This is a genomic window from Limnoglobus sp., from assembly GCF_059499385.1.
Genome location: NZ_JCABYM010000048.1, coordinates 42,166 through 67,063, shown reverse-complemented (window position 1 = coordinate 67,063; position 24,898 = coordinate 42,166). Strand labels below are relative to the sequence as shown.

Here is a 24,898-nt window from a genome sequence, read left to right as displayed (position 1 = left end):
AAGCGACGGGTGGGCTTTCGGTGGTTGAGAATCATCATTTCTCGAAAGTGGCGTCGCCGAGGCCCTGGTTGAACTTCAGGTTTACGTAGCTGTACGACTCCAGCAGGTCGCCGGTCGCGGGGCTGCTGACCGTCGGTTGGTCGTAGGCTTCAATCCGGATCGGCAGCTTCGTCTCCTTGTCCACGAACACGACCGTGCGGTACGCATACCGTAGGGCGTGAGCGCGGTCGGTGTAAACCTCGAACCGCGTCACCGGCCGCCCGGCGTAGGTGTACTCGGCGACCCCTACTTGAACCGCGTTGCGGAGTCGCTGCTCGATCACGAGGTTCTTTTCCAGCATCTCGATCATCGGCCCGATGCCGACCTCGGTGGCGAGGTGGCGGGTGTGGGCCGTGGCGCGGGAGTCGGTCAGCTCGACGCTGAGGAACCCACCGGGGCCGAAGGAACCGGCCGGCTTCAACCGGAGTTTGCCGACGTTGCGGCCGGCGACGTGGACGAGTTCGAGGCCCATCATCGCGTTCGGCGCGACGTACCGGAGCGACACGCTCGCCGGCTTCGTCTTCACGCGGATTTCGGCCGTCTGGTCCGGCGTCAGCTTCCCCCGAACGCGGTCCTGGTGGATGACGTGGCCGGAGTAGTCGGCCACCTTGCCGTAGGCGAGCTTCGCCTCGGTCAGCATCATCGAGTACGCGGCGAGGCCGTCGATGGCGGGCTTGCCCATCTTCACTTCGGTGACCGCCTTCGTTGCCACGGCCGCCTTCGCGGCGGGCGTCTCGAACGTCGGGGCCGCCGGCGGGGCCATCGGGTTCGTCGGCGGCACGGCGGTCACTTGCGTCGAAACCGCCTTCGCCTCGGACGGAATCACCATCGGCGGCAGTTCCGGCGCGGCCGTCGGCATCGGCGACATCATCGGCACGACGGCGGGAGGCATGGCGGGAACTTTCGGCGCGATCGTGGCCGCGACCGGCGGCTTGACCTCGACCGTGACCGGCGACACGACCGTCATCGGTGGTGGCACGACCGGGGCGGCTTTCGGAGTTTCGATCGCGAGCGGAGGGACGGCCGGGGCCGCGGGCGGCGGAACGCTCGGCGTCGTGTTCGTCGCCGGGATGAGCGGCGGCGGGGCGACGGCCGGGGCCGTCGCGGGCGGCGTCAGAGGCGGCAGTCCTTCCGCGGCGGGCGGGGCCACCGGCGTCGCGCCGGGCAGCGGCGGCAACGGCAGCGGGTCGCTCGACTGTGCCGAGACGCCGGCCGCGCCGACGCCGGTGAGGAATGCCGCCAGCCACGCGCGGCGGATCAGATGGCGAACCGTCATGGCGTCCCCCTGCCCGAAACGGATGCATCGAGTCGTGTGAAGTGGGGGCCATACCCTCGCGGTCACGCCTTGACTAGATCAGTTCGGCGGGAATCGCCCGGAAAAATCGGAAACGATCTACTTGACCTCGCGAATCTTCACGTTGCGGAACGCCACCGGGCCGTGGTCGGCCTGCAACATGAACGGACCGGTCGCGACTTCCTTTTTGACGTAGTTCGCCCCGGTCGGGTGCAGCAGTTCGACGTTCTCGTGAATCACCTTCCCGTTCAACGTGGCCTTCACCACTTTCGCGTTCGCCGTCTTTTGCCCCTTTTCGTCGAACCGCGGCGAGTGGAAGACCACGTCGAGCGTCTGCCACTCACCGGCCGGCTTCGCGGCGTTCAGCTTCGGGGCGATGCCCTTGTCCAGGTGGCGGTACTTCGGCTTGTCCTCCGCCTTCGGGTAGATGCCGCCGCAGTCGTCGCCGGTGAGATCGCCCTTGTTGTTGGCCGTGTCGCGGAGCTGGATTTCGTAGAGGGCGTGGAACTTGATCCCGGAGTTCGAGTTTTTTCCTAGCATGAACTCGACGTGAACCTCCACGTCCTTGTAGCTCTGCTTCGTGACGAGGTCCGGCAGCCGCCCTTTATCGCCGTTCACCCAAACGTCTCCGTCGCCGCTCGGCTTCAGCCGCGCGTTCTTATCCTTTTCCAACGACACCTCGTTGGCAAACTTCCACCCGGCGTCGACCTTCTTGAACGGCGTGTCGGCCCCGGACTTGAGTAGGTCTGTCCATCCGTCGGCGGGTTTCACCGGGTCGGCGGCGTAGGCGAACAGGCCGGAACAGAAGACAACCGCGAGGGCAAGGCACCGCATATTTGGCTCCACGATCGGGAAGAGGGTTTCGGCGGACGGTCGCGAACATTATGATCGTTCGTCCGGCGGAAAACTAGCTTCACCCTCCTCTTCCCGGAGTTTCTCATGATCGACCGACGCACCTTCCTCCTCGGCACGACGGCGCTCGCTGCCACGGCATCGCTCGGCCACGCGGCGGACGCGAAGAATTACTGGGTCTTCTTCGGCACGTACACCGGCGGCAAGGGCGGCAGCAAGGGCATCTACCGCAGCAAGTTCGACGCGGCGACCGGCGCGCTCGGCGAGCCGGAGGTGGCGGCGGAGCTGGGCAGCCCGTCGTTCCTGGCCGTGCATCCGGACGGCAAGTTCCTCTACGCCGTCGGCGAGGGCGGCGGGAAGGACGGCGGCCCGGTCGTGGCGTTCGGCCTGGACGCGACGACCGGCAAACTCACGAAGCTGAACCAGGCGCTCAGCGGCGGGGCCGGACCCTGTCACGTCTCGGTCCACCCGGACGGGAAGTACGTCATCGTCGCGAACTACGGCGGCGGCAGCACGAAGATCATCAAGTTGAACGAGGACGGCTCGCTCGACGGCGGCGACGCGACGTTCGCCCAGCACAAGGGGAGCGGCCCGAACCCGGCCCGGCAGAAGGAGCCGCACGCCCACTGCTCGTTCTTCGACCCGACCGGCAAGTTCGCGCTGACGGTGGACCTGGGCGTGGACCTCATCTGGGTGTGGTCGTTCGACCCGGCGACGGGGGCGGTGGCCGCGGCGAAGGGGCACATCAAGACGCCGCCGGGGTCCGGCCCGCGGCACATCGCCATCGCGCGGGACGGCAAGTTCGCCTACGTCTGTGGCGAACTCGACTCGACCGTCAACGTCATCGAACTCGACCTCGCCGGCGGCACGAGTGAGGTGGTGCAGTCGCTGTCCACGCAGAAGGAGCCGGTGAAGAACAACTCGACGGCCGAGTGCATCCTGCACCCGAACGGGAAGTTCGTGTACGTCTCGAACCGCGTGGGCAACACGATCGCGGCGTTCAAGGTCGGCCCGGACCGCAAGCTGACCGCCGCCGGGCACGTCACCGGCGACATCGCGATCCCGCGGAACTTCAACATCGACCCGACCGGCGGCTGGATGCTGATCGCGAACCAAGACGCGCACACCGTCCGCGTGTTCAGGATGGACGACAAGACCGGGCTTGCGAAGCAGACCGAAAGCGTCGTGAAGGTAGGCAGCCCCGTGTGCGTGAAATTCGTGCCGGTGGGCTGATCCTCGCCACGGGCTACCGTGTACTCCGAACCGAGTACCGGGTACTGTGTACTCAGTACCGGGTACTCACTTCCGGACGCGGCTCCGCAGGTAGACCGCGAGTTCGTGGCCGAGGTCGGCGTCCGTCCGCAGCCGCACGTAGTCCGTTTCCAGCGTGCGGCAGACCTGCTCGATCTCCGCGAGGTGCTTGTTCAACTCTTCGAGGTAGCTCTCGCGGACGGAAAGCGGGTCGGTACTCAATTCCGGCCAACTCTCCAGCCCGCGGAACAGCGTCGGGTGGCGGAACGGGAAGTCGAGTTCCGCCGCGTCCAGCACCTGGAACACGACGACCTCGTGCTTCTGGAACTTCAGGTGGCGTAGCCCCTCGACGAGCGGCCCCACGTCGTCGAGCAGGTCGCTGAACAAGAACACGATCCCGCGGCGGCCGAGCCGACCGGCGACCTCGTCGAGGACCGCGCCGGTGTTCGCGGCGGCCGCCGTCGGGCCGTCGGCGAGCAGCTTAAGCAACTCGCGGAAGTGGCTGCCGGCCCGCGCCGACGGGCGGAGGAAGTGCCGCACGCCGTCCGCGAACGACACCAGGCCGACGCTGTCCGTCTGTTGCAGCGTCAGGAAAGCGAGGGCGGCGGCTGCGGAAGAAGCCACGTCGTACTTCGACCTCTCCCCAGACTTGAACCGCATCGACTCGCTCGCGTCCACGAGCATCCACGCGACGAGGTTCGTCTCCTGCTCGTACTGCTTGAGGTGGTAGCGTTCCGTCCGGCCGTAGACCTTCCAGTCGAGGTGCTTGATGTCATCGCCGGGGGCGTACTCGCGGTGTTGGGCGAACTCGACGGCGAACCCGAACTGCGGACTCTTGTGCCGGCCGGCGAGGTGGCCCTCCACCACCTGCCGGGCTTCGAGTTCGAGCTTGTCGATGCGGGCCAGGATGTCCGGCGGCAGCGGCGTCATGTCTTCTCGCCGTCCCGCGGGATGACGGCCAAGAGCCGCCGAACGATCTCGTCCGGGGTTACGCCGTCGGCCTCCGCGTTGTAGTTCGTGAGGACGCGGTGCCGTAGCACCGGCGGGGCGACGGCCTTCACGTCTTCGAGGGCCACGTAGGTCCGCGCGTGCAACAGCGCCCGCGCCTTCGCGGCGAGGATGAGGCTCTGCCCGGCCCGCGGCCCGGCCCCCCAGCTCACGAACTTCTTCACGAAGTCCGGAACGGGAGCCGTTGTCTCGCCCGGCCGCGTCGCGCGGACGAGCCGGGCCGCGTACCGCATCACGTACTCCGCGGCCGGGACTTGCAGGACCAACTCCTGCATGGCGAGCAGTTCCTCGCCGGAAATTACCCGCTCGACCTTCGCCTTGTTCGCGGACGTGGTCGCCTCGATGATGCGGAACTCCTCGTCCTCGTCCGGGTAGTCCACGCGGATGTTGAACATGAACCGGTCCTGCTGCGCCTCCGGGAGCGGGTACGTCCCCTCCTGCTCGATCGGGTTCTGCGTCGCCAGCACGAAGAACGGCTCCGGCAGCTTGTGCTTCACGCCCGCGACCGTGACCTGCCGCTCCTGCATCGCTTCGAGTAGCGCCGCCTGCGTCTTCGGCGGGGTGCGGTTGATCTCGTCCGCCAGCACGATGTTCGCGAAGATCGGCCCGTGGACGAACCGGAACGTCCGCCCGCCGGTCGCCTTGTCTTCCTGCAGAATCTCCGTCCCGGTGATGTCCGTCGGCATCAGGTCCGGGGTGAACTGGACGCGGCTGAACGAGAGGTTCATGCCGTCCGCGAGAGTTCGGATCATGAGCGTCTTCGCCAGCCCCGGCACGCCGACGAGCAGGCAGTGCCCGCGGGCGAGGACGGCGATCACGAGTTGCTCCAGCACGTCGTTCTGGCCGACGATGATCTTGCCGCACTCGGCGAGGAGCCGCTGGCAGCCGCTGCGGAGCCGGTCGGCGGTGGCCATCACGTCCGGTTCCAGGGTCAACGGCTGAGGTTCGTCCGACATGGGTTGCTCGAGGGGGTTATTGAAGTCGATAAATCGCGCCGCCGGCCGCGACGTACACGCCATCGGCCGTAACATCCACGGCGACCAGTCCGCCGGCGGGCAGGTCCAACCTTTGTTGTAGCCGCCCGGTTCGCGGGTCAACCAGCAACAGCGGCACGGTTCGGTGGAAATACTCGGCCGCGGCCGTGCCGAGGAGGCCGAACGCCCGCCGCGGGTGCGGGTACCGCGCGAACGAGGCGAGGACCGAGGCCGGTTTGAAAGCAACGGCCTCGCGTGGAAAGACGAGCAGTGCGTTGGCCGTCGCGACCGCCCGCCACCGGGCCGGGTACGGGAGCGGCACGTCCCACGCCTCGCGGCCGGTGTCGAGTTTCAACGCGACGAGCCGGTCGGCGACCGGGACGTAGAGCCGCTCTTGGTCGGCATCCGTCGCGTTCACGTCGATGGCGTTCGCCCGCACGAGCGCCGGGCCGGAAGCCCAGAGGGGTTTGCCGTCGGTCGGCTTCAACAGCTCGATCTCGGTCCCGTGATTCCGGTGGACGAACGCGAAGAGGCTGTCGGCCGCGTGACGCAGCTCTGCCGGGTCGCCGGTCAAACTCACTTCCCGTCCGGCGTCGTGGTCCCACACGCGGCGGCCGTTCTCGAACAGCGAAACGCGGCTCGCGCCCTCGGCGACGACGATCCGATTCCCCGAGAGCGACACCGGGTCCGACCGCCACGGGCGGTCCGCGGCCGCATGTTCGCGGACCACCTTCCCCGTCTGCCAATCGACGACCCACCACGCCCCGGTCGAGAGCTGCACTGCGAGTTGGTTCTCCAACGCCGTCAGGGAGCCGAACCGCGGGGCCGATTCGATCGGGTGTGGTTGCAACCGATTCCGTCTGAGGGAATCGAGCGCCCACAACAGCGACTTGTTGTCGAGGTCGGCGGCAACGAGTTGGTGCAGGCCGAGGACGAGGACGACGAACCGGTCGAGCGGCAGGACTCGCGTGATGTCCGGCAGCGAGTCGGGCAGGCCGAACACACGTTCGGTCGCGCCCGACTTCAGGTTCACGATCGTGACGGAACGCGCGTCCGCGAAGAAGACGCGATTCCCTGCGAAGACGGGAACCGCGGACGAACCGACGTTCAACCGCCTCACGTTCCCGATGGAATCGACGAGTTGCGTTTCCTTCGCCGTTCGCCGGAGGACGTACCGGACGTTGTCCGCGTCGCGGTATGGGTCGCAGAGGTTAACGCTCAGTCCCTCCGCGGCGGCCGAAACTCGTTCTAGCTTCGCGGGCTGTTGAATCCGTGGAGGCAACTCGACTCGTACCGGTTCATCGGCCTTCGGCAGGGGCGGGGCCGCGCCGAGCAACTTCGGCAACGGCGGGGTCGGCGGTTCCGCGTCGTCGGTGTCGTGGACGTAGCCCCAGACCTCCGTAGGCGTCGCCACGAGCAACACGCCCTTCGCGAACGCGAGGTTGCCGTGCGGCCCGCGGAGCGGCTGCGTGGCGACCGTGCCGTCCACGAGGCGGATCGAGTAGAGCGCCGCGGCCGTCGGCCAGAGAATCGTGTCGTCGCTCAGCAGGCCGCGGCCGAACGACGGCAGGAACGGGTCGTCGTGGTTCCGCCAGCCGAGCGGGGCGTCGCACGAACCCGTCGTCGTGTCGTAACCGCGGATGCCACGCTGCGGCCCGGCGATGGTCGCGACGACTTTCCCGGCGGAAGCACCGATCAAGTGATCGACGAGGATCGGCCCGTCCTGCCACAACAACCGCCCGGATTCGGCGTCGAACGCGAACAGCTGATCCGCGTCGTTCGGCGCGACGAACACGCGGCCGTCGGCCGCGACCGGCGGCGACAGGTCGCGATGGCGGCCGTCCGCCGGGTATCGTCGGACCCGCGGGTAACGGTACGCCCAGGCGTGCTTGCCGGTGTCGGCGTTGACCGCCGCGATGACGCCGGAGTGCGAACAGAACACGACGTTCCGCCCGGCGAGTGTCAGCAGTTCGTGCCGCGTCCGCCCGCTCGCCGTGGACTCCTCGCACACGTCGGCGACCCACGCCGGGCGGTCCGAATCATCGCGATAACACGCGACGGCGTGAACGACCCGGCCGCCGTCGGACCGCACGAACGCGGCCAACACCGTCCCGCCGACGACGACCGGCGCGCCCTCCCACGACGCGGGCATTGCCGCGTCCACCGGCGGCAGTCGCTTCCACAGAATCTGGGACGGCAGGGCGTCAGCAGCGGAACCGGGCGGGCGCACGAGGCAGACCAACACGCTCGGCTTCGTGACGGGCTGTTCGTCGTCCTCCGGCAGCGGGAAGAGGTCCGGCAGGCCGTAGCGGAAGTAGAGCCGCCCGTTCGCGGCCGTCAGCGAGTAGTCGGCATCGACCGGCGACGGGAGCCGCAACTGGTCCGCGGGAACTTGCGGTCGGTCGATTGTCTTCCCGTCGAACACGACCTCCGGCGTCCCCGTTCGCAGATCGAACGCGATCACGCGCCCCGCGTCGGCGACGTAGGCCCGCGACCCCATCACGACCGGATGAAACGCCAGCGACTTGACCGCCCCGACGCTCGGCGGTCGGCCCCCCTTCCCGCCCGCGACTTGCGGGATCGGCGTCTTCCACGTCGGGCGGCTCGGCCAGTGCCGCGGGAACGGCCCGCTCACCCGGCCGTCGCGAGAAGCCGACCCGCCAAGCGCCGCCCACCGGCTCTCGCCGATGGTCGTTCCCGGCACAGCCGTCGGCTGGTTGAGAACCGTCACGAGCGTTTCAAGCAGGTTCCCGGTCTTCCCCGCTAGATGGCCCGTCGCTTTCGCGTAATCCTTCTCGAATGCCTCCAGTAGCTTCGCGGCACCGGCCCGGTCCCCGCGGTAGAACGCCGACAGGACGAGTTTGGCCTTCAGCAGCGCCGCGTCCGACTTCGGCGACGGGTAGCGGTCCTCGCCGTACGGGACCAGCCGCCGCCAGTACAGTTCCGCCGCCGCGAATTCGCCCCGCTCGAACGCAAAGTCGGCGAGCAGCAGGATCGCGTCTTCCGCCGGCCGGCTGACCGCGTAGCGGGCGACCAGTTCGCGTAGTGGCCTCTCATCGGCCCGCGAGCGGCCCGCGGCGAGCAGCTTCGCCGCCGGTTCCTCGACGCGGTCGCGGTAGCGCTTTAAGTCCGCGTCCGGCAACTTCGCCAGGAACTGATGCGCGTACTGCCGGGCCGCGAGGAACTGCTTGCCGTCGGCCGTCACCAGGTCGTCGCCCGCGTCGTCGAGAACGCGCTGGAGGTCGTCGATGGCCTCGGCCGCCTTGCCCTTGAGCACTTTCTGCTCGGCCTCGACGAGCCGCTTCCGCGTCGTCGTGGACTCGCCGCGGACGTTCGCCGACTCCGGCCCGTCGGCGGCCCAGGCCGTGCCGAGGGCGAGGAACACGATGGCGGTCGCGGTGCGGCGGGTCACGGCAGCTTGATGTCCTTCAGCTCGAAGCGGACGGGGAACTCGACGAGCGGCGCGGGCGTCTCGTAGACGACGCTCCACCCCTTGCGGTTGGTGAAATCGACGTTCTTGTGGAGGAAGCGGTAGGCCGCTTGAACAGTTCGGCCGGTCGCGGTCACGTCGGAGTTCTCGACCTCGATGGCCTGCGTCTTGTTCGGCGCGACGAGGCGGATGGCGTTTCGGTTCGTCCACGACTCGAAGCTCTCGAAGCTCGGCGGCGCGGCCGGGTACTCGACGGTGAGCTGGAGTTCCCACACCTCGTCCCGCTTCAGAATCTTCGCGAGCGTGGCCTTCACGCCGTCGATCTCCTTCGTGGCCGGCAGTTTCGCGAAATCGTCGAACGCGAACGCGAGCATCTTCGGCGCGGCCGTGACGGTGAACTCGCCCGCGAACTTCGCGATCCGCTTCGCCTCGCGGGTGAGGCCGTCGATCCGCACGTCGGTCGTGTGCGAGTACCCGACGACCGCCGACTTCACCGACGCGGTCGGGGCGCTCAGCTTCTGCCCGCGGTCGTCGGCCGCGGCCGTGACCCGCGGCTGCGCGTCGATGCGGAACACGGGGAACCGCGGCTCCCACTGCACGTCCAGCGCGAGGGTGTACGTCGCGGCGTCCGCGGCGTCCGTCCGGGCGGTCACGCCGGCCGATGCGATGCGGAATGCCCCGTGGATGCTCGCCGCCGTCGCCGGTCGGCCGGGGGCGAAGGAAATCGCCTTGCTCGACCCGTTCACGACGAGCCGAGTGTTCGTGTCGGCGGCGATGCGGTCGAGTAGCTTCCAGAACGGCGTCGGTCCGGCCGACGCGAACTTCGCCTTCGGGTCGAGGACGCCGGGTTCGACCTTGATCGCCATTTGCCGGTCGATCCGGGCCAGCACGTCGGAAACAGTGGCCGCGTTTTCGAGAGTGATTTCGCTTGCCGGGATCGGCTTCGGGGCGTCGGCGGCCACGGCGAAGGCCGTGGTGAGAAGTCCGAGCAAGCCGAGGGTGCGCGTCATGGCGGGGGGTGGCCGGGGTCGTGTGGACGGGGCCGTGCTATCCCCCTATCCTATCGGGGATTTCAACGCGGTGAAACCACCCCCGGCCGCTCGCCCGCGCGATCCCCGTCGAACCCGGTGTCGCGGGCCTCGGTCGAATAAATCTCGATTGTCTACAATTGCATAGCTCGCACCCCGAACCCGGTTGGCCCTCGTCCGGCGACAAGCGCCCGGCGGCCGGTCGGGTTCGCGGGGCCGTTCCCTGAGGTCACTCGATGCTCGCGAACCCGGAAACGCTCGCCAACCTCCCCGCCGTGACCGCTGACACCGACCCGCAGGAAACGGCCGAGTGGCGGGACTCCATCGAAGCCGTCATCAAGCACGCCGGCCCGGACCGGGCGAAGTTCCTGCTCGACACGCTCGCCCAGATCGCCACCAAGGCCGGGGTCAAAACCGGCGTCGGCATTCAGACGCCTTACGTCAACACGATCCCCGCCGAAGACCAACCGACCTACCCCGGCGACCGCGAACTGGAACGCAAGATTAAGAACGCCGTCCGCTGGAACGCGATGGCAATGGTGCAGCGGGCGAACAAGAAAACCAACGTTGGCGGCCACATCAGCACGTTCGCCAGCTCCGCGACGCTGTACGAGGTCGGCTGGAACCACTTCTTCCGCGGGTACACCGAGAACCACCCCGGCGACGTGATCTTCTACCAGGGCCACGCCGCCCCCGGTCCGTACAGCCGGGCGTTCCTCGAAGGCCGACTCACCGAGACGCACCTCAACAACTTCCGGCAGGAACTACAGGCGGAAAAGGGTCTCAGCAGCTACCCGCACCCGTGGCTGATGCCGGACTTCTGGCAGTTCCCGACGGTCAGCATGGGCCTCGGCCCGATCATGAGCATCTACCACGCCCGGTACAACCGCTACCTGCGTGACCGCGGCCTCTCGACGACGGCCGGGGACGCCCGCGTCTGGGCGTTCCTCGGCGACGGCGAGTGCGACGAACCCGAAAGCCTCGGCTGCATCAGCCTCGCCGCCCGCGACAAGCTCGACAACCTGACGTGGGTCATCAACTGTAACCTGCAACGCCTCGACGGCCCGGTGCGGGGCAATGGCAAGATCATCCAGGAACTCGAAGGCATCTTCCGCGGCGCGGGGTGGAACGTCATCAAGGTCATCTGGGCCAGCGAGTGGGACGCGCTACTCAAGAACGACCACACCGGGGCGCTCGCCCGCCGCATGGCTGAGGTCGTTGACGGCGAGTACCAGGAGTTCGTCGGTAAGGACATGCGGACGGCGCAGGAAGTATCGGAGAAGGTCTTCCTTTCCTACGAAGAGCACGGCCGGCGGCGCGGGGTCTTCATCCGCGACCAGTTCTTCAACACGCCCGAACTCAAGGCGATGGTCTCGCACCTCTCCGACGAGCAACTCTCGCGGCTGAAGCGCGGCGGCCACGACCCGGTGAAGGTCCACGCGGCGTACAAGGCGGCCGTCGAGCACAAGGGCCAACCGACCGTCATCCTCGTGAAGACCGTGAAGGGGTATGAAATCCCTGGGGAGGGCGGCGTCGGCAAGAACACGACGCACCAGAAAAAGATGCTCGGCACGGACCAGGTCCGCGGTTTCCGCGACCGGTTCAAGATTCCCGTCCCGGACGACAAACTCGAGGACTGCCCGTTCTGGAAACCGGCCGCTGACAGCCCGGAGGTGAAGTACCTTCACGAGCGGCGGAAGGCGCTCGGCGGGTACACGCCGAGCCGGAATACGAAGTTCACGCCCTGCCAGCCGCCGAGCCACGACCTGTTCGCAAAGCTGTACGTCGAGCGGCGGGGCGGCACGGGCGGTGGGGACGGCGAGACGAAGGGCCAATCGACGACGCTCGCCTGGGTTTCGCTGATGCAGCAACTCTTCCGCGACGAGAGCGTCGGCAAGTTGCTCGTGCCGATCGTCCCGGACGAAGGGCAGACGTTCGGGATGCCGCCGCTGTACAAGGCCGTCGGCATGTACAACACAGCCGGGCAGATTTACCGTCCCGTGGACCGCGGCACGTTGACCGAGTACCGGGAGAGCACGACCGGCCAAATCTTCCAGGAGGGGATCAACGAGGCCGGGGCGATGGCCGACTTCATCGCCGCGGGCACGGCGTACAGCACCTACGGCGTGAACACGATCCCGTTCTACATCTACTACAGCATGTTCGGGTTCCAGCGGGTCGGCGACCTGATCTGGGCCGCCGCCGACAGCCGCTGCCGCGGGTTCCTCCTCGGCGCGACGGCCGGCCGGACGACGATCAACGGCGAGGGCCTCCAGCACGAGGACGGGCACAGCCACCTGATGGCCATGACCGTGCCGACGTGCCGGGCCTACGACCCGGCGTTCGCCTACGAACTGTCCGTCATCATTGAGGACGGCATCAACGCCATGTTCGTCCGCAACGAGGAGTGCTTCTACTACCTCACGATCTACAACGAGAGCTACGACATGCCGGCCATGCCCGGCGAGCATGTGCGGGAAGGCATCGTCCGCGGCATCTACAAGTACAAGTCGGTCACGCCGCCGAACGCGAAGCACGAGGTTCAGTTGCTCGGCAGCGGCGTCATCCTCAACGACGTGTTGCGGGCGCAGGCGATCCTCGCGGAGAAGTACGGCGTCGCGAGCAACGTCTACAGCGTGACGAGCTACCAGATGCTCCGCAAGGACGCGCTGGAGGTCGAGCGTCGCAACCGCCTCCGCCCGGACGAGCAGCCGAAGAAGAGCTACGTGCAGCAGGTCCTCGGCGACACGAAGGGGCCGATCGTCGCCAGCAGCGACTACCTGCGGGTGCTGCCGGACACGCTCAGCCCGTTCCTGAAGGACGCGAAGGGCACGCGGCTGCTCGCCCTCGGCACGGAGGGCTTCGGCCGGTCCGAGACGCGGAAGAACCTCCGCCGGTTCTTCGAGGTGGACGCCGAGCACGTCGTCATCGCGGCGCTGACGAGCCTGGCCGACCGCGGCGAGATCGACCGGAAGCTGGTGAAGCAAGCGATCACCGACCTGGGCGTGGACCCGAACCGCCCGGCCCCGTGGACGGTTTAACGACCCACACCGAACGAGACACTCATGGAATTTCGTCTTCCCCCCCTCGGCGAAGGGATTGACTCGGCCACGGTCGTCGGCGTGCTGGTGAAGGCCGGGGACGCCGTGAAGGCCGGGCAGGCCGTCCTCGCCGTCGAGACGGACAAGGCCGCCGTCGAAGTCCCCGTCGAGGCGGATGGCGTCGTCGGCCAACTCCACGTCAAGAACGGCGACAAGGTTCCGGTCGGTGGACTCATCCTCACGCTGACCGGCGGCGGTGCGGCTCCGGCCGCTGCTCCGAAGGCCGAACCCGCGAAGGCGTCTCCACCCCCGCCGCCCGCGGCCCCGGCCGCGCAACAACCGGCCGGAAAGGTCGAGTTCGCGCTACCCGCTCTCGGCGAGGGCATCGACTCGGCCACGGTCGTCGGCGTGCTGGTGAAGGCCGGGGACGCCGTCAAGGCCGGGCAGGCCGTCCTCGCCGTCGAGACCGACAAGGCCGCCGTCGAAGTCCCGGTCGAGGCCGCGGGCACGGTCGAAGCGATCCACGTCAAGACCGGCGACAAGATTCCGGTCGGCAAGGTCGTCCTGACGCTACTTGCGTCGGGCGGCTCGACGCCCGCGGCGATGAGCGATTCCGGAGTGAAGCCGACGGCCGCCGTTCAACAGGCCGCGTCCGCGAACGGCAGCACGAGCGCGAAGGCCCCGGTCGCCGTCGCAACGGCCCCGTCGAAGAAAGACTTGACGCCCGCCGGCCCCGCGACGCGGCGGCTGGCCCGCGAACTCGGCGTCGCGCTCGCGGAGGTGAAGCCGACCGGCCGTGGCGGGCGGGTCACGCTCGACGACGTGAAGTCGTTCGTGAAGGCCGAACGGCAAGCCAAGAAGCCCGGCGGCGCTGCCATGAGCGGCGGGACCGTCGCGGACAGCTTTGCGCACCCGGCCCTGCCGGACTTCGCGAAGTTCGGCGAGGTCGAGAAGAAGGCCGTGTCGAACATCCGCATGGCCATCGCGCGGAATTTGACCGTCGCCGTGCGGACGATGCCTACGGTCACGCAGAACGACATCGCGGACATCACCGACCTGGAGGCCGGGCGGAAACGGACCGTGGAAACCGCGCCGAAGGGTGCGGCGAAGGTCACCTGGACGGTGCTCGCGGTGAAGGCCGTCGTCGCCGTGCTGAAGGAGTTCCCGCACTTCAACAGCAGCTTCGACATGAACGCCGGCGAGCTAATCCTGAAGAAGTACTTCAACATCGGCATCGCCGTGGACACGGAGCGCGGCCTCGTCGTGCCGGTCATCCGCGACGCGGACAAGAAAAGTATCCGGGACATCGCCGTGGACGTGGCGACCATCGCCGACAAGGCCCGCACGGGCAAGCTGAGCATCGACGAGATGCGCGGGGGCACGTTCACGATCACGAACCTCGGCGGCATCGGCGGCACGAGCTTCACGCCGATCGTGAACTACCCGGAGGTCGCGATCCTCGGCCTGTCGAAATCGACGCTGCAACCGGTCGTGAAGGACGGCCAGATCGTGCCCCGGCTGATGATGCCGATGTCGCTGACCTACGACCACCGCGTCATCGACGGGGCCGACGGCGCGCGGTTCACGACGCGGCTGGCCCAACTGTTCAGCGACCCGATCCGGTTGCTGATGGAGAGCTAACCGGTCGCACTTAACTTTGCATTTTTCATTTCGACTTTTGCATTGGTTCAGGAAATGACTGAACCAATGCAAAAGTCGAAATGAAAAATGCAAAATGAAAAGCCTCGAAGAGATCGTGTTGAATGCCGTATCAACTCCTCCGGCCGATCCTCTTCTCCCTCGACGCGGAAACCGCCCACAACCTCGCCCTTCGTTCGACCGCCCTTTTCTCGCGACTGCCGCCGCTCGCGCGGCTGCTTCACACGTTCACCCGATGCGACGATCCCGTCTCGCTCGCGGGGCTGACTTTTCCGAACCGCGTCGGCCTCGCCGGCGGGATGGACAAGAACGGCGTCGCCCCGGCCGCGTGGTGGGCGTGCGGGTTCGGGTTCGTCGAACTCGGCACGGTCACGCCACGGCCCCAGAGCGGCAACGACCAGCCCCGCATGTGGCGGGACGTGCCGCGGCAGGCCCTGTTCAACCGCATGGGGTTCAACAACGACGGTGCGGATGTCGTGGCGGCCCGACTCGCGAAATTGAAGTTCCGACCGTCCTTCCCCCTCGGGATTAGCATCGGCAAGAACAAGGACACGCCTAACGAGCGGGCCGAGGAGGACTACGCAGTCGTCGGGGAGAAGCTGGCCCCGCACGCGGACTTCGTTACGATCAACGTCAGCTCGCCGAACACGGCCGGGCTGCGGGCGCTTCAGACGGCTGAGGCGATGGGCAAGCTCGTGGCGGGCGTCCGCGGCGTGATCGGCGGGAAGCCGCTGCTCGTAAAGTTCTCCCCGGAGTTGGGCGGCGACGAGTTGAAGGCCGTACTCGACGCGTGCCTGTCGGCCGGGGCGGTCGGCGTGATCGCGACGAACACGCGGGCCGCGACCTCGCCGACCGGCCTGCCGTGCGGCGAGAGCGGCCGGCCGATCCGCGAGCTATCGCGAGAGCGAGTCGCCGAGATTCGTAAACACGCCGGTGACGGGGTGATGCTTATCGGCTGCGGCGGAATCGACGACGTGCCGTCCGCGGCCGCGATGATCGGCGCGGGCGCGGACTTGATCCAAGTTTACAGCGGACTCGTGTACAAGGGGCCGTTCCTGCCCGCGGCGCTGGCCCGCGGGCTGAAACGTCACCGGCTCAATACGTCGCCCGGCCGCCGCTGATGTCGAAGCAGAAGCCGGTCGTGAAGCTGCACTCGCGGCTGCTCAGGAAGTGGATGAGGTTCGCCACCTCGTCCGGCTTCCCGGTCCGAGCCAGCGGAATCTTGCTCAGCATCATGTTGATCTGCGCCTGGTCGAGCTGGTCGAGGATCGGCGTCTGGATCACCGCCGGGGCGACGCTGTTCACGCAGATGTCCCCCTTCCCGACCAGCTCCTTCGACAGCGACTTCGTCAGGCAGATGACCGCCGCCTTGCTCGCCGAGTACGGGGCCATCTTCGGGTTCCCCTCCTTCCCGGCGATGCTCGCGATGTTGACGATCCGCCCGTACTTCTTCTCGATCATCCCTGGCAGGACCGCCTTGCAGCAAAGCACTAGGCCCGTGACGTTGATGTTCATCACGTACTCCCAGTCTTCGCGCACGCTCTCCCAGATCGGCACGTCCCGCCCCTTGCGGCTCGCGACGCCGGCGTTGTTCACCAGGACGCTCACCGGCCCGGCCGCCTTCACGACCTCGCCGAACACCCGGTCCAGGTCCGCCTCCTTCGTAAGGTCGCCGACCATCGGGACGCCGTTGATGTCCTTCGCGACGCGGTTGGCGTTCTCCGCGGACAGGTCGAACACGCCTACCTTCGCCCCGGCCGCCGCGAGCCGCCGACAGACGGCCTCGCCGATGCCCTGCCCGCCGCCGGTCACCACCGCCACCTGCCCCGCCAGATCGAAGTGCGTCGCCATGTTTGCGCTCGTTCAAGGGGTGTCCGCGGCTCGGGAAAGCCTGCCGCGTTGCCTCTAGCTTTACCCGCGCCGCCGACCGGCGGCATCCCCGCCGTCCGGACATTCCGCGGAAACTTCGGTTGTCGAAGCCGGCCCCCGGTTCGCACAATACCCAGCAACGAATCCTCCCTTCACCGCACCCCCAATGAAGACACAACGGAACGAAGAAAAAGAGCACGCCCTCGCGGTCTTCATCGACTTCGAGAACCTCGCCCACGGGTTCAACGGCCGCCGCGACCGGTTCGAGATCACCCGCGTCCTCGAGCGGCTCGTCGAGAAGGGGAAGATCGTCGTCAAAAAGGCGTACTGCGACTGGAGCCGGTTCGGCACGTACACCGGCCCGCTCCACGAGGCGGCCATCGAGTTGATCGAGATTCCCAAGCGGTCGCAGACGGGCAAGAACTCCGCGGACATCCGGCTCGTGGTGGACGCGATCGACCTCGCGTACTCGAAGGATCACATCGACACGTTCTGCATCGTCTCCGGCGACAGCGACTTCTCGCCGCTCGTGTCGAAGTTGAAGGAACTCGGCAAGCACGTTATCGGCCTCGGGTTGGCGAACGCCACGTCGGAGTTACTCCGGGACAACTGTGACGAGTTCATCTACTACGAGGACCTGAAGCGCGAGCAGCAGGTCATCAAGCCGGCCGTGCCGGAGTCGGTGTCGGAGCAGAAGCAGAAGATGTTCTCGCTCCTGATGGACTCGCTCTTGGCCCTGCGGCGGGAGAACAAGGAACTGATTTACTCGTCGATGGTCAAGGACACGATGAAGCGGAAGAAGCCGTCGTTCAACGAGGGGTACTACGGGTACAACACGTTCAGCGAACTGCTGGAGGACGCGCAGAAGCAGGGGCTACTCGACATCGAGAAGAGCAAGAGCAGCGGGACGTATGTGGTCGTGCGGTTCGGCAACGAGCCGAAGACGCCGAAGCGGGAACGCGAGGAGTCGGCGGCGGCGAAGGACGGCGGCCGGGACCGCGGCGGGCGGAACGCTCGGGGCAGAGGCCGGGGCGATGGCCGCGGCCGGGCGGAACGCCCGGCAAAGCCCTTGCCGGCGACCTCGGCCGACGATGACGCGGCCGAAGATTTGAACGACGTGCCGACGTACCGGCCGCGGGTGGCAGCAAAGCCGGCCGAGGCCGCGCCGGTCGCCGAAATCGCAAAGCCAATAGCAAAGGCCGCGCCGGTCGCCGAAATCGCGAAATCGGTGACGAAGGCCGCGCCGGTCGAACCCGCCCGCGAGCCGAAGCCACGGGAGGAAGCCCCGCGCCGCCGTCCGGCCGCGCCGGTGAAGGAGCAGCCGAAGACCCCGCCGATGCCGCCGGAGATGACGAACGGCTTCGGCGCGGGGCTGGATTTAGAGTGAATTAGATTCCTTCCCGCTTCAAGAATTCTTCGATCCGATGCTCGTCCGCCGCCGACAATCGCCAGTCGGCGGCCCCCATCAGTTCCTTCAATTGCCCGGTCTTCCGCGAGCCGACGATGGCGGCCGTCACTGCCGGGTGACGCAACACCCACGCGACAGCCACCTCGCCCGGCGACTTCCCGGCCGCGGTTCCGATCTGCTTCAGCAACTCGACGAGCGCCAGGTTCTTGGACAACAGCGGCTCCTGGAACCATTTGTTCTTCTCCTTCCGCCAATCGTCGGCCGGCAGCGCGGCGATCCGCTCGCGGGTCCACGTCCCAGTCAGCAGCCCGGACTGCATCGGCGAGTAGGCGATGACGCCGATATTCTCCTTCAGGCAGTGCGGCAGAATCTCGGCCTCGATCTCGCGGCGGATCATCGAGTACGGCGGCTGGAGCGACGTGATCGGCGAGACCTTCGCCGCGCGCTGCATCTGGCTCGCGTTAAAGTTCGACACGCCGATCCAGCGGACCTTCCCCTCCTGTCGCAGCTTCGCGACCTCGGCCCACCCCTCCTCCACGTCCTCGTCAGGCTCCGGCCAGTGGACCTGGTACAGATCGATCACGTCGAGCTTCAACCGCATCAGGCTCGCCTCACATTCGCGGCGGACCGAGTCAGCCTTCAGCCGCTTGCCGATGGTTCGCGTCTCGTCCCACACGCGGCCGCATTTCGTGAACACGTAGGGCCGGCTCCTCACGCCCTCCAGTGCCTTCGCGACAACCTCCTCCGACTTCCCCAGACCGTACACGGCGGCGGTGTCGATCCAGTTGATGCCGAGGTCGATGGCCTCGTGGATCGCGGCGACCGAATCCTTGTCGTCCTGCGGCCCCCAGGCGAACGCCCACCCGCCACCGCCGATGGCCCACGCTCCGAACCCGATGGGCGTGATGTGCAGGTCGCTGTTGCCGAGTGGTCGGGTTTGCACGGGGGAAGCTCCTGGTGTGTTGCCGGGCGTGAAGATTGAATATGAACCGCCCGCCCGCCGGCTCTCACGAAGTTTTCCCGACCGTGAGAGTAATAATTTGGCGCGTCCTGCGTTTAGAGTGCTATCGCGTCCACGTCCGCACCGGGACCATCGGCCATGCCTGCAAAACTTCTCCAGCTCCCGCTGTTTCTCGCCGTCGTGATCGCCCTGCCGCTCGCGGCCCAGGACGCCAAGAAGCCGCGGCTCAATCCGTTCAAGAAGAAGGACGACGCGGCCCGGCCGGACCCCGCGGCGAAGGCATTCGCCGACAAGCCGACGGCCGAGCAGGTGAAGTTCTTCGAGGCGAAGATTCGGCCGGTCCTCGTCGAGCAGTGCTACAAGTGCCACGCGACCGACAGCGAGAAGATCAAGGCCGGATTGACGCTCGACACCCGCGACGGCCTCCGCGCCGGCGGCGTCACCGGCCCCGCGATCGCGCCCGGCAACCCGGCCAAGAGCCTGCTCATCGACGTGCTGACGACGAAGGACGAGGAGCGGCAGATGCCGCCGAAGAAGAAGCTGCCGGACGCCGTGATCGAGGACTTCAAGGATTGGGTGAAGATGGGCGCGCCGGACCCCCGCGACGGGGCGAAGGTCGCGAAGCACGAGATCGACATCGAGAAGGGCCGACAGTTCTGGGCGTTCCAACCGCCGCGGAAAGCAGGAGTCAGGAGTCAGGAGTCAGGAGTCAGTAAGGAAGTCGATGCGTTGATCGAGAAAGGTCGTGAGACGAAGGGGTTGAAAACGGTCGCGGCGGCGGACAGGACGATGCTGCTTCGCCGCCTGTACCTTGACCTGACCGGGTTGCCGCCGACGCCGGAGGAAGTCGAAGCGTTCGTGACCGACAAGTCGGCGGACGCTTACGAGAAGGTCGTGGACCGGCTGCTCGCGTCGCCGCACTTCGGCGAGCGGTGGGGCCGCCATTGGCTGGACGTGGCCCGGTACGCGGAATCGACCGGCAAGTCCGTCAACTTCAACTACCCGCACGCGTGGCGGTATCGCGACTACGTCATCGCCGCGTTCAACGCCGACAAGCCGTATGACCAGTTCGTGAAGGAGCAGCTCGCCGGCGACCTGCTTCCCGCGAAGGACGACGCCGACAAGGAGGAGAACACCGTCGCCACCGGGTTCCTCGCCATTGGCACGAAGACGCTCAACGAGCGAAACCGGTTGCAGTTTGAACTCGACCTCGCGGACGAGCAGATCGACGTGTTCAGCCAGGCGTTCCTCGGCATAACGGCCGCGTGCGCCCGCTGCCACGACCACAAGTTCGACCCGATCCCGACGAAGGACTACTACGCCCTCGCCGGCATCTTCCGCAGCACCGAGACGTGCTACGGCACGATCCGGGCCGTGCAGGGCCAGCACCCGTCGCCGCTCATCACGTTGCCGAAGTCCGAGAAGGGCGACGGCCTGAAGCCGATCTCGCCGGCCGAGCGCGAGCGGCTGGAGAAGCAGCTCAAGGGGCTGAAGGACGAACTCGCGGACCTGCAAAAGAAGAGCATCCAGGACTCGTTCCTGTCGGTCAACGGCGTTCGCCTTCGGATTCAAACTGCGACGCTCGAAGCGAGGGTGAACCTGTACGAAACCGACGGCACGCCGAAGCGGCTGGCGATGGGCACGCGGGACCGCTACCGTGCCGCGAATAGCCCCGTCTACCAGCGCGGGGAGCCGGATAAGCCCGGCGAGGTCGTGGCCCGCGGCGTCCCACAGGTGCTGACCGACAAGCAACCAACGATCAAGGCCGGTAGCGGGCGGCTCGAACTCGCTAACTGGGTCGCGTCGAAGGACAACCCGCTGACGGCCCGCGTGTACGTCAACCGCGTCTGGCTGCACCTGTTCGGCCGCGGAATCGTCGCCACGCCGGACAACTTCGGCACGACCGGCGCAGCCCCCAGCAACCCGGCGCTGCTCGACCACCTCGCCGTGACGTTCGCGGAGAACGGCTGGAGCACGAAGAAACTGATCCGCCAACTCGTGACGACGAACGCTTACAAGCTGGCGACGACGTTCGACAAGGCAAACCACGAGGCCGACCCGGACAACACGCTGCTGTGGCGCATGACGCCCGGCCGCCTCGACGCGGAAGTGATCCGCGACTCGATCCTGGCCGTCAGCGGCAACCTCGACCGTAGCCCGGCGAAGGGGTCACCCGTTCATTCCGCCGGCGAAGGGTACGCCGTCGCCCGCCGGCCGGGGATGTTCGGTTCGCCGGCCTCGGCCGAGAGCAATCACCGCTCGGTTTACCTGCCGATCGTCCGCGACAACCTGCCGGAGGCGATGGCCCTGTTCGACGCCGCCGACCCGAACCTGATCGTCGGCGACCGGACGAACACGACCGTGCCGTCGCAGGCGCTGTTCCTGATGAACGACCCGTTCGTCCTCCGCGAGGCCGAGGCGACGGCGACGAAGCTGCTCGCCAAGACGAACACCGACAGCCAGCGAATCCGCGAGGCGTACCGGCTGTTCCTCGGCCGCACGCCGAACGGGAAGGAACAACTCGCGGCCGAGAACTTCGTCGCAAAGTACGCCTTGAAGCACTCGAAGAAGGAAACGTGGTCGGCGTTCTGCCAGGCGATGTTCGGCAGCGCGGAATTCCTCATGCGAAACTAAACCTCCTACCGGAGTCCGACATGTTCACTCGACGACAGATGCTCCAGACGACGAATTCGGGATTCGGCTACCTCGCGTTCGCGGCCCTCGCGCAACAAGCGGCCGCGCGGGAGGCCGGCAACCCGCTCGCGCCGAAGGCCCCGCACTTCCCGGCGAAGGCGAAGCGGGTCATCTTCCTGTGCATGGAAGGCGCGCCGAGCCACGTGGACACGTTCGACCACAAGCCGAAGCTCACGGCCGACGACGGCAAGAACTACAGCGGCGGCCGCGGGCGGCTGTTCGGCGGCAAGCTCCTCGGCTCGCCGTGGAAGTTCAAAAAGCACGGCGACAGCGGTGTACCGATCTCGGAACTGTTCCCGGAGCTGGCGAAGCAGGCCGACGATCTCTGCGTGATGAACGGGATGCACACGGACATCCCGAACCACCCGCAGGCGTTCCTGCAGATGCACTGCGGGATGTTCCAGTTCCCGCGGCCGAGCCTCGGGTCGTGGGTGCTGTACGGCCTCGGCACGCAGAACGAGAACCTGCCGGGGTTCGTCACGATCGCCCCGCCGGCGAACAACGGCGGCCCCGCGAACTACGCCAACAACTTCCTCCCGGCCATCTACCAGGGGACGAAGATCGGCGGCGCGGCCGGCCCCTACGGCGGCGGGGGCGGCGGCGCGAGCGTCGAGAACATCAAGAACCCGAAGCAGACGCCGAAGGAACAGCGGGACCAACTGGATTTCATTCAGTCGATGAACAAGAACGCCCTGGCGAAGACCGGCGAGAACCCCGGGGTCGAGGGGCTGATCGAGAGCTACGAACTCGCGTTCCGGATGCAGGCCGAGTTGCCGAAGGCACTCGACATCGCGTCGGAATCGAAGGCGACGCTCGCGCTGTACGGCATCGGCTCCGGCGGCGACCGCGGCGGGTTCGGGGGGCGGCGCGGCGGCGGAACCGATGGGTTCGGCCGGCAGTGCCTCATGGCCCGTAAGCTGGTCGAGGCCGGGGTGCGGTTCGTGGAGATCACGAAGGGCGGTTGGGACCAACACCGCAACCTGAAGGAAGACCTCGCGAACAACTGCGAGGCGGTGGACAAGCCGATCGCCGGGCTGCTCGCGGACCTGAAGCAGCGCGGGCTGTTGAAGGACACGCTCGTGATTTGGGGCGGCGAGTTCGGCCGCACGCCGTACGCGCAGGGCACGGACGGCCGCGACCACAACAGCAAGGGGTACTCGATGTGGTTCGCCGGCGGCGGCGTGAAGGGCGGGTTCGTCCACGGCAAGACCGACGACTACGGGCACGAGGCGGTCGAAGGGAAGGTCCACGTCCACGACTGGCACGCGACCGTGCTGCACCTGCTCGGCCTGGACCACGAGAAGCTGACGTACCGACACGCCGGCCGCGACTTCCGGCTGACCGACGTGAAGGGGAATGTCGTGAAAGAAATCCTCGCGTAGAGTGTTCTTCAGGCATCCCAAGACCCGGAGCCATGACATGCGACCGCTGGCCGTTCTTCTCCTCGCCGCCGCGAGCGGTTTCGCGGCGGATTCCGTTAAGGAAGCGCCGAAGCCACTCCGCCCCGCGGACGGCGGCATTGGCCGGCTCGTCCCCGATGCCGGGTTCGTAGACCTGGCCGGGAAGGCGGGGAACCTCGGCGACTCGGCCGCGAAGAAGCTGCTCGTCGTCGCCGTGACGAACACGACCTGCCCCGTCTCGAAGAAGTTCGCGCCGACGCTCGCTTCGCTCGAAAAGGACTACGCGGCGAAAGGCGTCGCGTTCCTGTTCGTGAACCCGACGAAGGCCGACAAGCCGACCAACCCGTTCCAGGGCCGCTACGTCCACGACACCAACGGCCAGCTCGCCGCGACGCTCGGGTTCACCAGCACCACGGAAGTCGTCGTCCTCGATTCGGCCCGGACGGTCGTGTACCGCGGGGCCGTCGATGACCAGTACGGCGTCGGCTACCAACTCGACGCGCCGAAGACGCACTTCCTGAAGAACGCGCTCGATTCCCTGCTCGCGGAAAAGAAGCCGGACGTGCAAGCGACCACCGCGCCGGGGTGCAGCCTCGACCTGGCGAAGCCGACGGCCACGACGGCGGTGACGTACCACAACCGCGTCTCGCGGATCGTTCAAGAGAACTGCCAGACGTGCCACCGGGCCGGCGGCGTCGGGCCGTTCGCGCTCGAATCCTACGACGACGTGGTGTCGCACAAGGGCACGATCCGCAAGGTCGTGGACAAGGGGACGATGCCGCCGTGGTTCGCGGCCGAGCCGAACGCGGGCGAGCACTCGCCGTTCGTGAACGACCGCTCGCTGTCGACGGCGGACAAGGCCGACCTGCTCGCGTGGCTGAAGTCCGACCTGCCCAAGGGGAACGAGTTCGACGCCCCGCGGCCGCGGGCGTGGCCGGCCGAGTGGCAGATCGGCAAGCCGGACGCGATCTTCCAGATCGGGAAGCCGATCGCCGTGAAAGCGACCGGCACGATGCCGTACCAGAACGTGATCGTCGAGACGAACCTCGACGAGGACAAGTGGGTCGAAGCCTACGAGGTACGGCCGACGGCGAAGGCGGTCGTCCACCACGTCCTCGTTCACGTCATCCCGAAGAAGGGCCTCGGCCGGCTGCTCCCCGGGGCGCGGGTCGGAGTCGAAACGAACGTGGACGACGAGCGCCAAGGCTACTTCGCCGCCTACGTGCCGGGCAACGGCCATGTCGTCCTGCCGCCCGGCTTCGCCCGCAAGCTGCCGAAGGGGGCGACGCTACGGTTCCAAATTCACTACACGCCGAACGGCGAGGCGACGGAGGACCAAACCCGCGTCGGGTTCGTGTTCGCGAAGCAGCCGCCGAAGCACGCCGTCAAGGTCGGGGCGGTCATGCAACCCGGCATCCGCATCCCGCCGGGCGACGGTAATCACAAGGAGGTCGGCAAGCTCAAGGTTCCCGCGGACATCGTCGTGCGGTCGCTAATGCCGCACATGCACGTCCGCGGCAAGGCGTGCCGGTACGAGATGACAACGCCGGACGGGAAGACGACGACGCTCCTCGACATCCCGCACTACGACTTCAACTGGCAGCTACGGTACGTGTTCGCCGAGCCGGTGCGTGTGCCGAATGGCGCGACCTTGACGTTCACCGTCTGGTACGACAACAGCGAGAAGAATCCGGCGAACCCGGACCCGACGCGGCTCGTCCGGTGGGGGCCGCAAACGTCTGACGAGATGCACCTGGGGTACGTCGAGTACCTCGTCGATACGGCGACCGAGGGCGTCGAGCCGTTCAAGGCGGACGAGAAGCCGATGATCCCGAAGGACGGGCTGGCCATTCCCGAGCGGTTCACGGCACTTCTCGGGAAGTACGACACGAACGGGGACAAGAAGCTCGACGAGAAGGAAATCGACGCGATGCCGGAGCAGCTCCGCGGCCGCGTCTGGGACTTCATCCGCAAGACGCGGGACTGACCG

The 24,898-nt window shown here is 67.2% G+C and carries 16 protein-coding genes; 8 read left to right on the top strand and 8 right to left on the bottom strand.

Features of this window, described 5'->3' with window-relative positions; translation table 11 throughout:
* Positions 1 to 34 precede the first annotated feature (34 nt).
* Positions 35 to 1,315 (bottom strand): DUF1571 domain-containing protein, encoded by a 1,281-nt coding sequence (locus AC5JJ2_RS09200; RefSeq protein ID WP_495857684.1) that lies wholly within the window; start codon positions 1,313 to 1,315, stop codon positions 35 to 37.
* A gap of 117 nt (positions 1,316 to 1,432) precedes the next feature.
* Complete coding sequence (locus AC5JJ2_RS09195; protein WP_495857683.1) at positions 1,433 to 2,167, bottom strand: 3-keto-disaccharide hydrolase; 735 nt, start codon at positions 2,165 to 2,167, stop codon at positions 1,433 to 1,435.
* Between the two features lie 105 nt (positions 2,168 to 2,272).
* Between AC5JJ2_RS09195 and AC5JJ2_RS09190 the strand changes: the two genes are divergently transcribed.
* Positions 2,273 to 3,418 carry a lactonase family protein gene (locus AC5JJ2_RS09190; protein ID WP_495857682.1) on the top strand — a complete coding sequence of 382 codons (1,146 nt, stop codon included), beginning with the start codon at positions 2,273 to 2,275 and terminating at the stop codon, positions 3,416 to 3,418.
* A 66-nt stretch (positions 3,419 to 3,484) separates the two neighbouring features.
* On the opposite strand, the gene AC5JJ2_RS09185 is transcribed toward AC5JJ2_RS09190, so the two are convergent.
* The 4 genes from AC5JJ2_RS09185 to AC5JJ2_RS09170 are packed head-to-tail and all read right to left on the bottom strand — an operon-like array spanning position 3,485 to position 9,858.
* Positions 3,485 to 4,366, bottom strand: a complete 882-nt coding sequence (locus AC5JJ2_RS09185) for a DUF58 domain-containing protein (RefSeq protein WP_495857681.1) — start codon at positions 4,364 to 4,366, stop codon at positions 3,485 to 3,487.
* A complete protein-coding gene (locus tag AC5JJ2_RS09180) occupies positions 4,363 to 5,400 on the bottom strand; it encodes an AAA family ATPase (RefSeq protein WP_495857680.1) in 1,038 nt (345 codons plus the stop codon). The genes AC5JJ2_RS09185 and AC5JJ2_RS09180 overlap by 4 nt, the downstream gene beginning before the upstream one ends.
* A gap of 16 nt (positions 5,401 to 5,416) precedes the next feature.
* Positions 5,417 to 8,830 (bottom strand): outer membrane protein assembly factor BamB family protein, encoded by a 3,414-nt coding sequence (locus AC5JJ2_RS09175; RefSeq protein WP_495857679.1) that lies wholly within the window; start codon positions 8,828 to 8,830, stop codon positions 5,417 to 5,419.
* Complete coding sequence (locus AC5JJ2_RS09170) at positions 8,827 to 9,858, bottom strand: hypothetical protein (RefSeq protein ID WP_495857678.1); 1,032 nt, start codon at positions 9,856 to 9,858, stop codon at positions 8,827 to 8,829. The genes AC5JJ2_RS09175 and AC5JJ2_RS09170 overlap by 4 nt, the downstream gene beginning before the upstream one ends.
* A 254-nt stretch (positions 9,859 to 10,112) precedes the next feature.
* Between AC5JJ2_RS09170 and aceE the strand changes: the two genes are divergently transcribed.
* The 3 genes from aceE to AC5JJ2_RS09155 all read left to right on the top strand — a co-directional run bounded on the left by aceE (position 10,113) and on the right by AC5JJ2_RS09155 (position 15,697).
* Complete coding sequence (aceE, locus tag AC5JJ2_RS09165) at positions 10,113 to 12,917, top strand: pyruvate dehydrogenase (acetyl-transferring), homodimeric type (RefSeq protein WP_495857677.1); 2,805 nt, start codon at positions 10,113 to 10,115, stop codon at positions 12,915 to 12,917.
* A 24-nt stretch (positions 12,918 to 12,941) separates the two neighbouring features.
* Positions 12,942 to 14,558, top strand: a complete 1,617-nt coding sequence (locus AC5JJ2_RS09160) for a 2-oxo acid dehydrogenase subunit E2 (RefSeq protein ID WP_495857676.1) — start codon at positions 12,942 to 12,944, stop codon at positions 14,556 to 14,558.
* Positions 14,559 to 14,680: 122 nt separating this feature from the next.
* Positions 14,681 to 15,697, top strand: a complete 1,017-nt coding sequence (locus tag AC5JJ2_RS09155) for a quinone-dependent dihydroorotate dehydrogenase (protein WP_495857675.1) — start codon at positions 14,681 to 14,683, stop codon at positions 15,695 to 15,697.
* Here AC5JJ2_RS09155 and AC5JJ2_RS09150 read toward each other — a convergent pair.
* The gene (locus AC5JJ2_RS09150; RefSeq protein WP_495857674.1) at positions 15,672 to 16,427 is read right to left on the bottom strand and encodes an SDR family NAD(P)-dependent oxidoreductase; all 756 of its coding nucleotides are present in this window, start codon (positions 16,425 to 16,427) and stop codon (positions 15,672 to 15,674) included. The two genes, AC5JJ2_RS09155 and AC5JJ2_RS09150, sit on opposite strands and share 26 nt — an antisense overlap.
* A 184-nt stretch (positions 16,428 to 16,611) precedes the next feature.
* Here AC5JJ2_RS09150 and AC5JJ2_RS09145 point away from each other — a divergent pair, with 184 nt between their 5' ends.
* Positions 16,612 to 17,832, top strand: coding sequence for an NYN domain-containing protein (locus tag AC5JJ2_RS09145; protein ID WP_495857673.1), 1,221 nt, complete (start codon positions 16,612 to 16,614; stop codon positions 17,830 to 17,832).
* Between the two features lies 1 nt (position 17,833).
* Here AC5JJ2_RS09145 and AC5JJ2_RS09140 read toward each other — a convergent pair whose 3' ends face one another.
* A complete protein-coding gene (locus tag AC5JJ2_RS09140) occupies positions 17,834 to 18,796 on the bottom strand; it encodes an aldo/keto reductase (RefSeq protein WP_495857672.1) in 963 nt (320 codons plus the stop codon).
* A 156-nt stretch (positions 18,797 to 18,952) separates the two neighbouring features.
* On the opposite strand from AC5JJ2_RS09140, the gene AC5JJ2_RS09135 reads away from it, so the two are divergent.
* The 3 genes from AC5JJ2_RS09135 to AC5JJ2_RS09125 are packed head-to-tail and all read left to right on the top strand — an operon-like array spanning position 18,953 to position 24,895.
* Entirely contained in the window at positions 18,953 to 21,448 is a 2,496-nt protein-coding gene (locus tag AC5JJ2_RS09135) for a PSD1 and planctomycete cytochrome C domain-containing protein (protein ID WP_495857671.1), read from the top strand.
* 20 nt (positions 21,449 to 21,468) lie between these two features.
* Positions 21,469 to 22,890: a DUF1501 domain-containing protein gene (locus AC5JJ2_RS09130; protein WP_495857670.1), complete on the top strand. Its 1,422-nt coding sequence runs from the start codon at positions 21,469 to 21,471 to the stop codon at positions 22,888 to 22,890.
* A gap of 37 nt (positions 22,891 to 22,927) precedes the next feature.
* Complete coding sequence (locus AC5JJ2_RS09125) at positions 22,928 to 24,895, top strand: redoxin family protein (RefSeq protein WP_495857669.1); 1,968 nt, start codon at positions 22,928 to 22,930, stop codon at positions 24,893 to 24,895.
* The last annotated feature ends 3 nt before the right edge of the window (positions 24,896 to 24,898 follow it).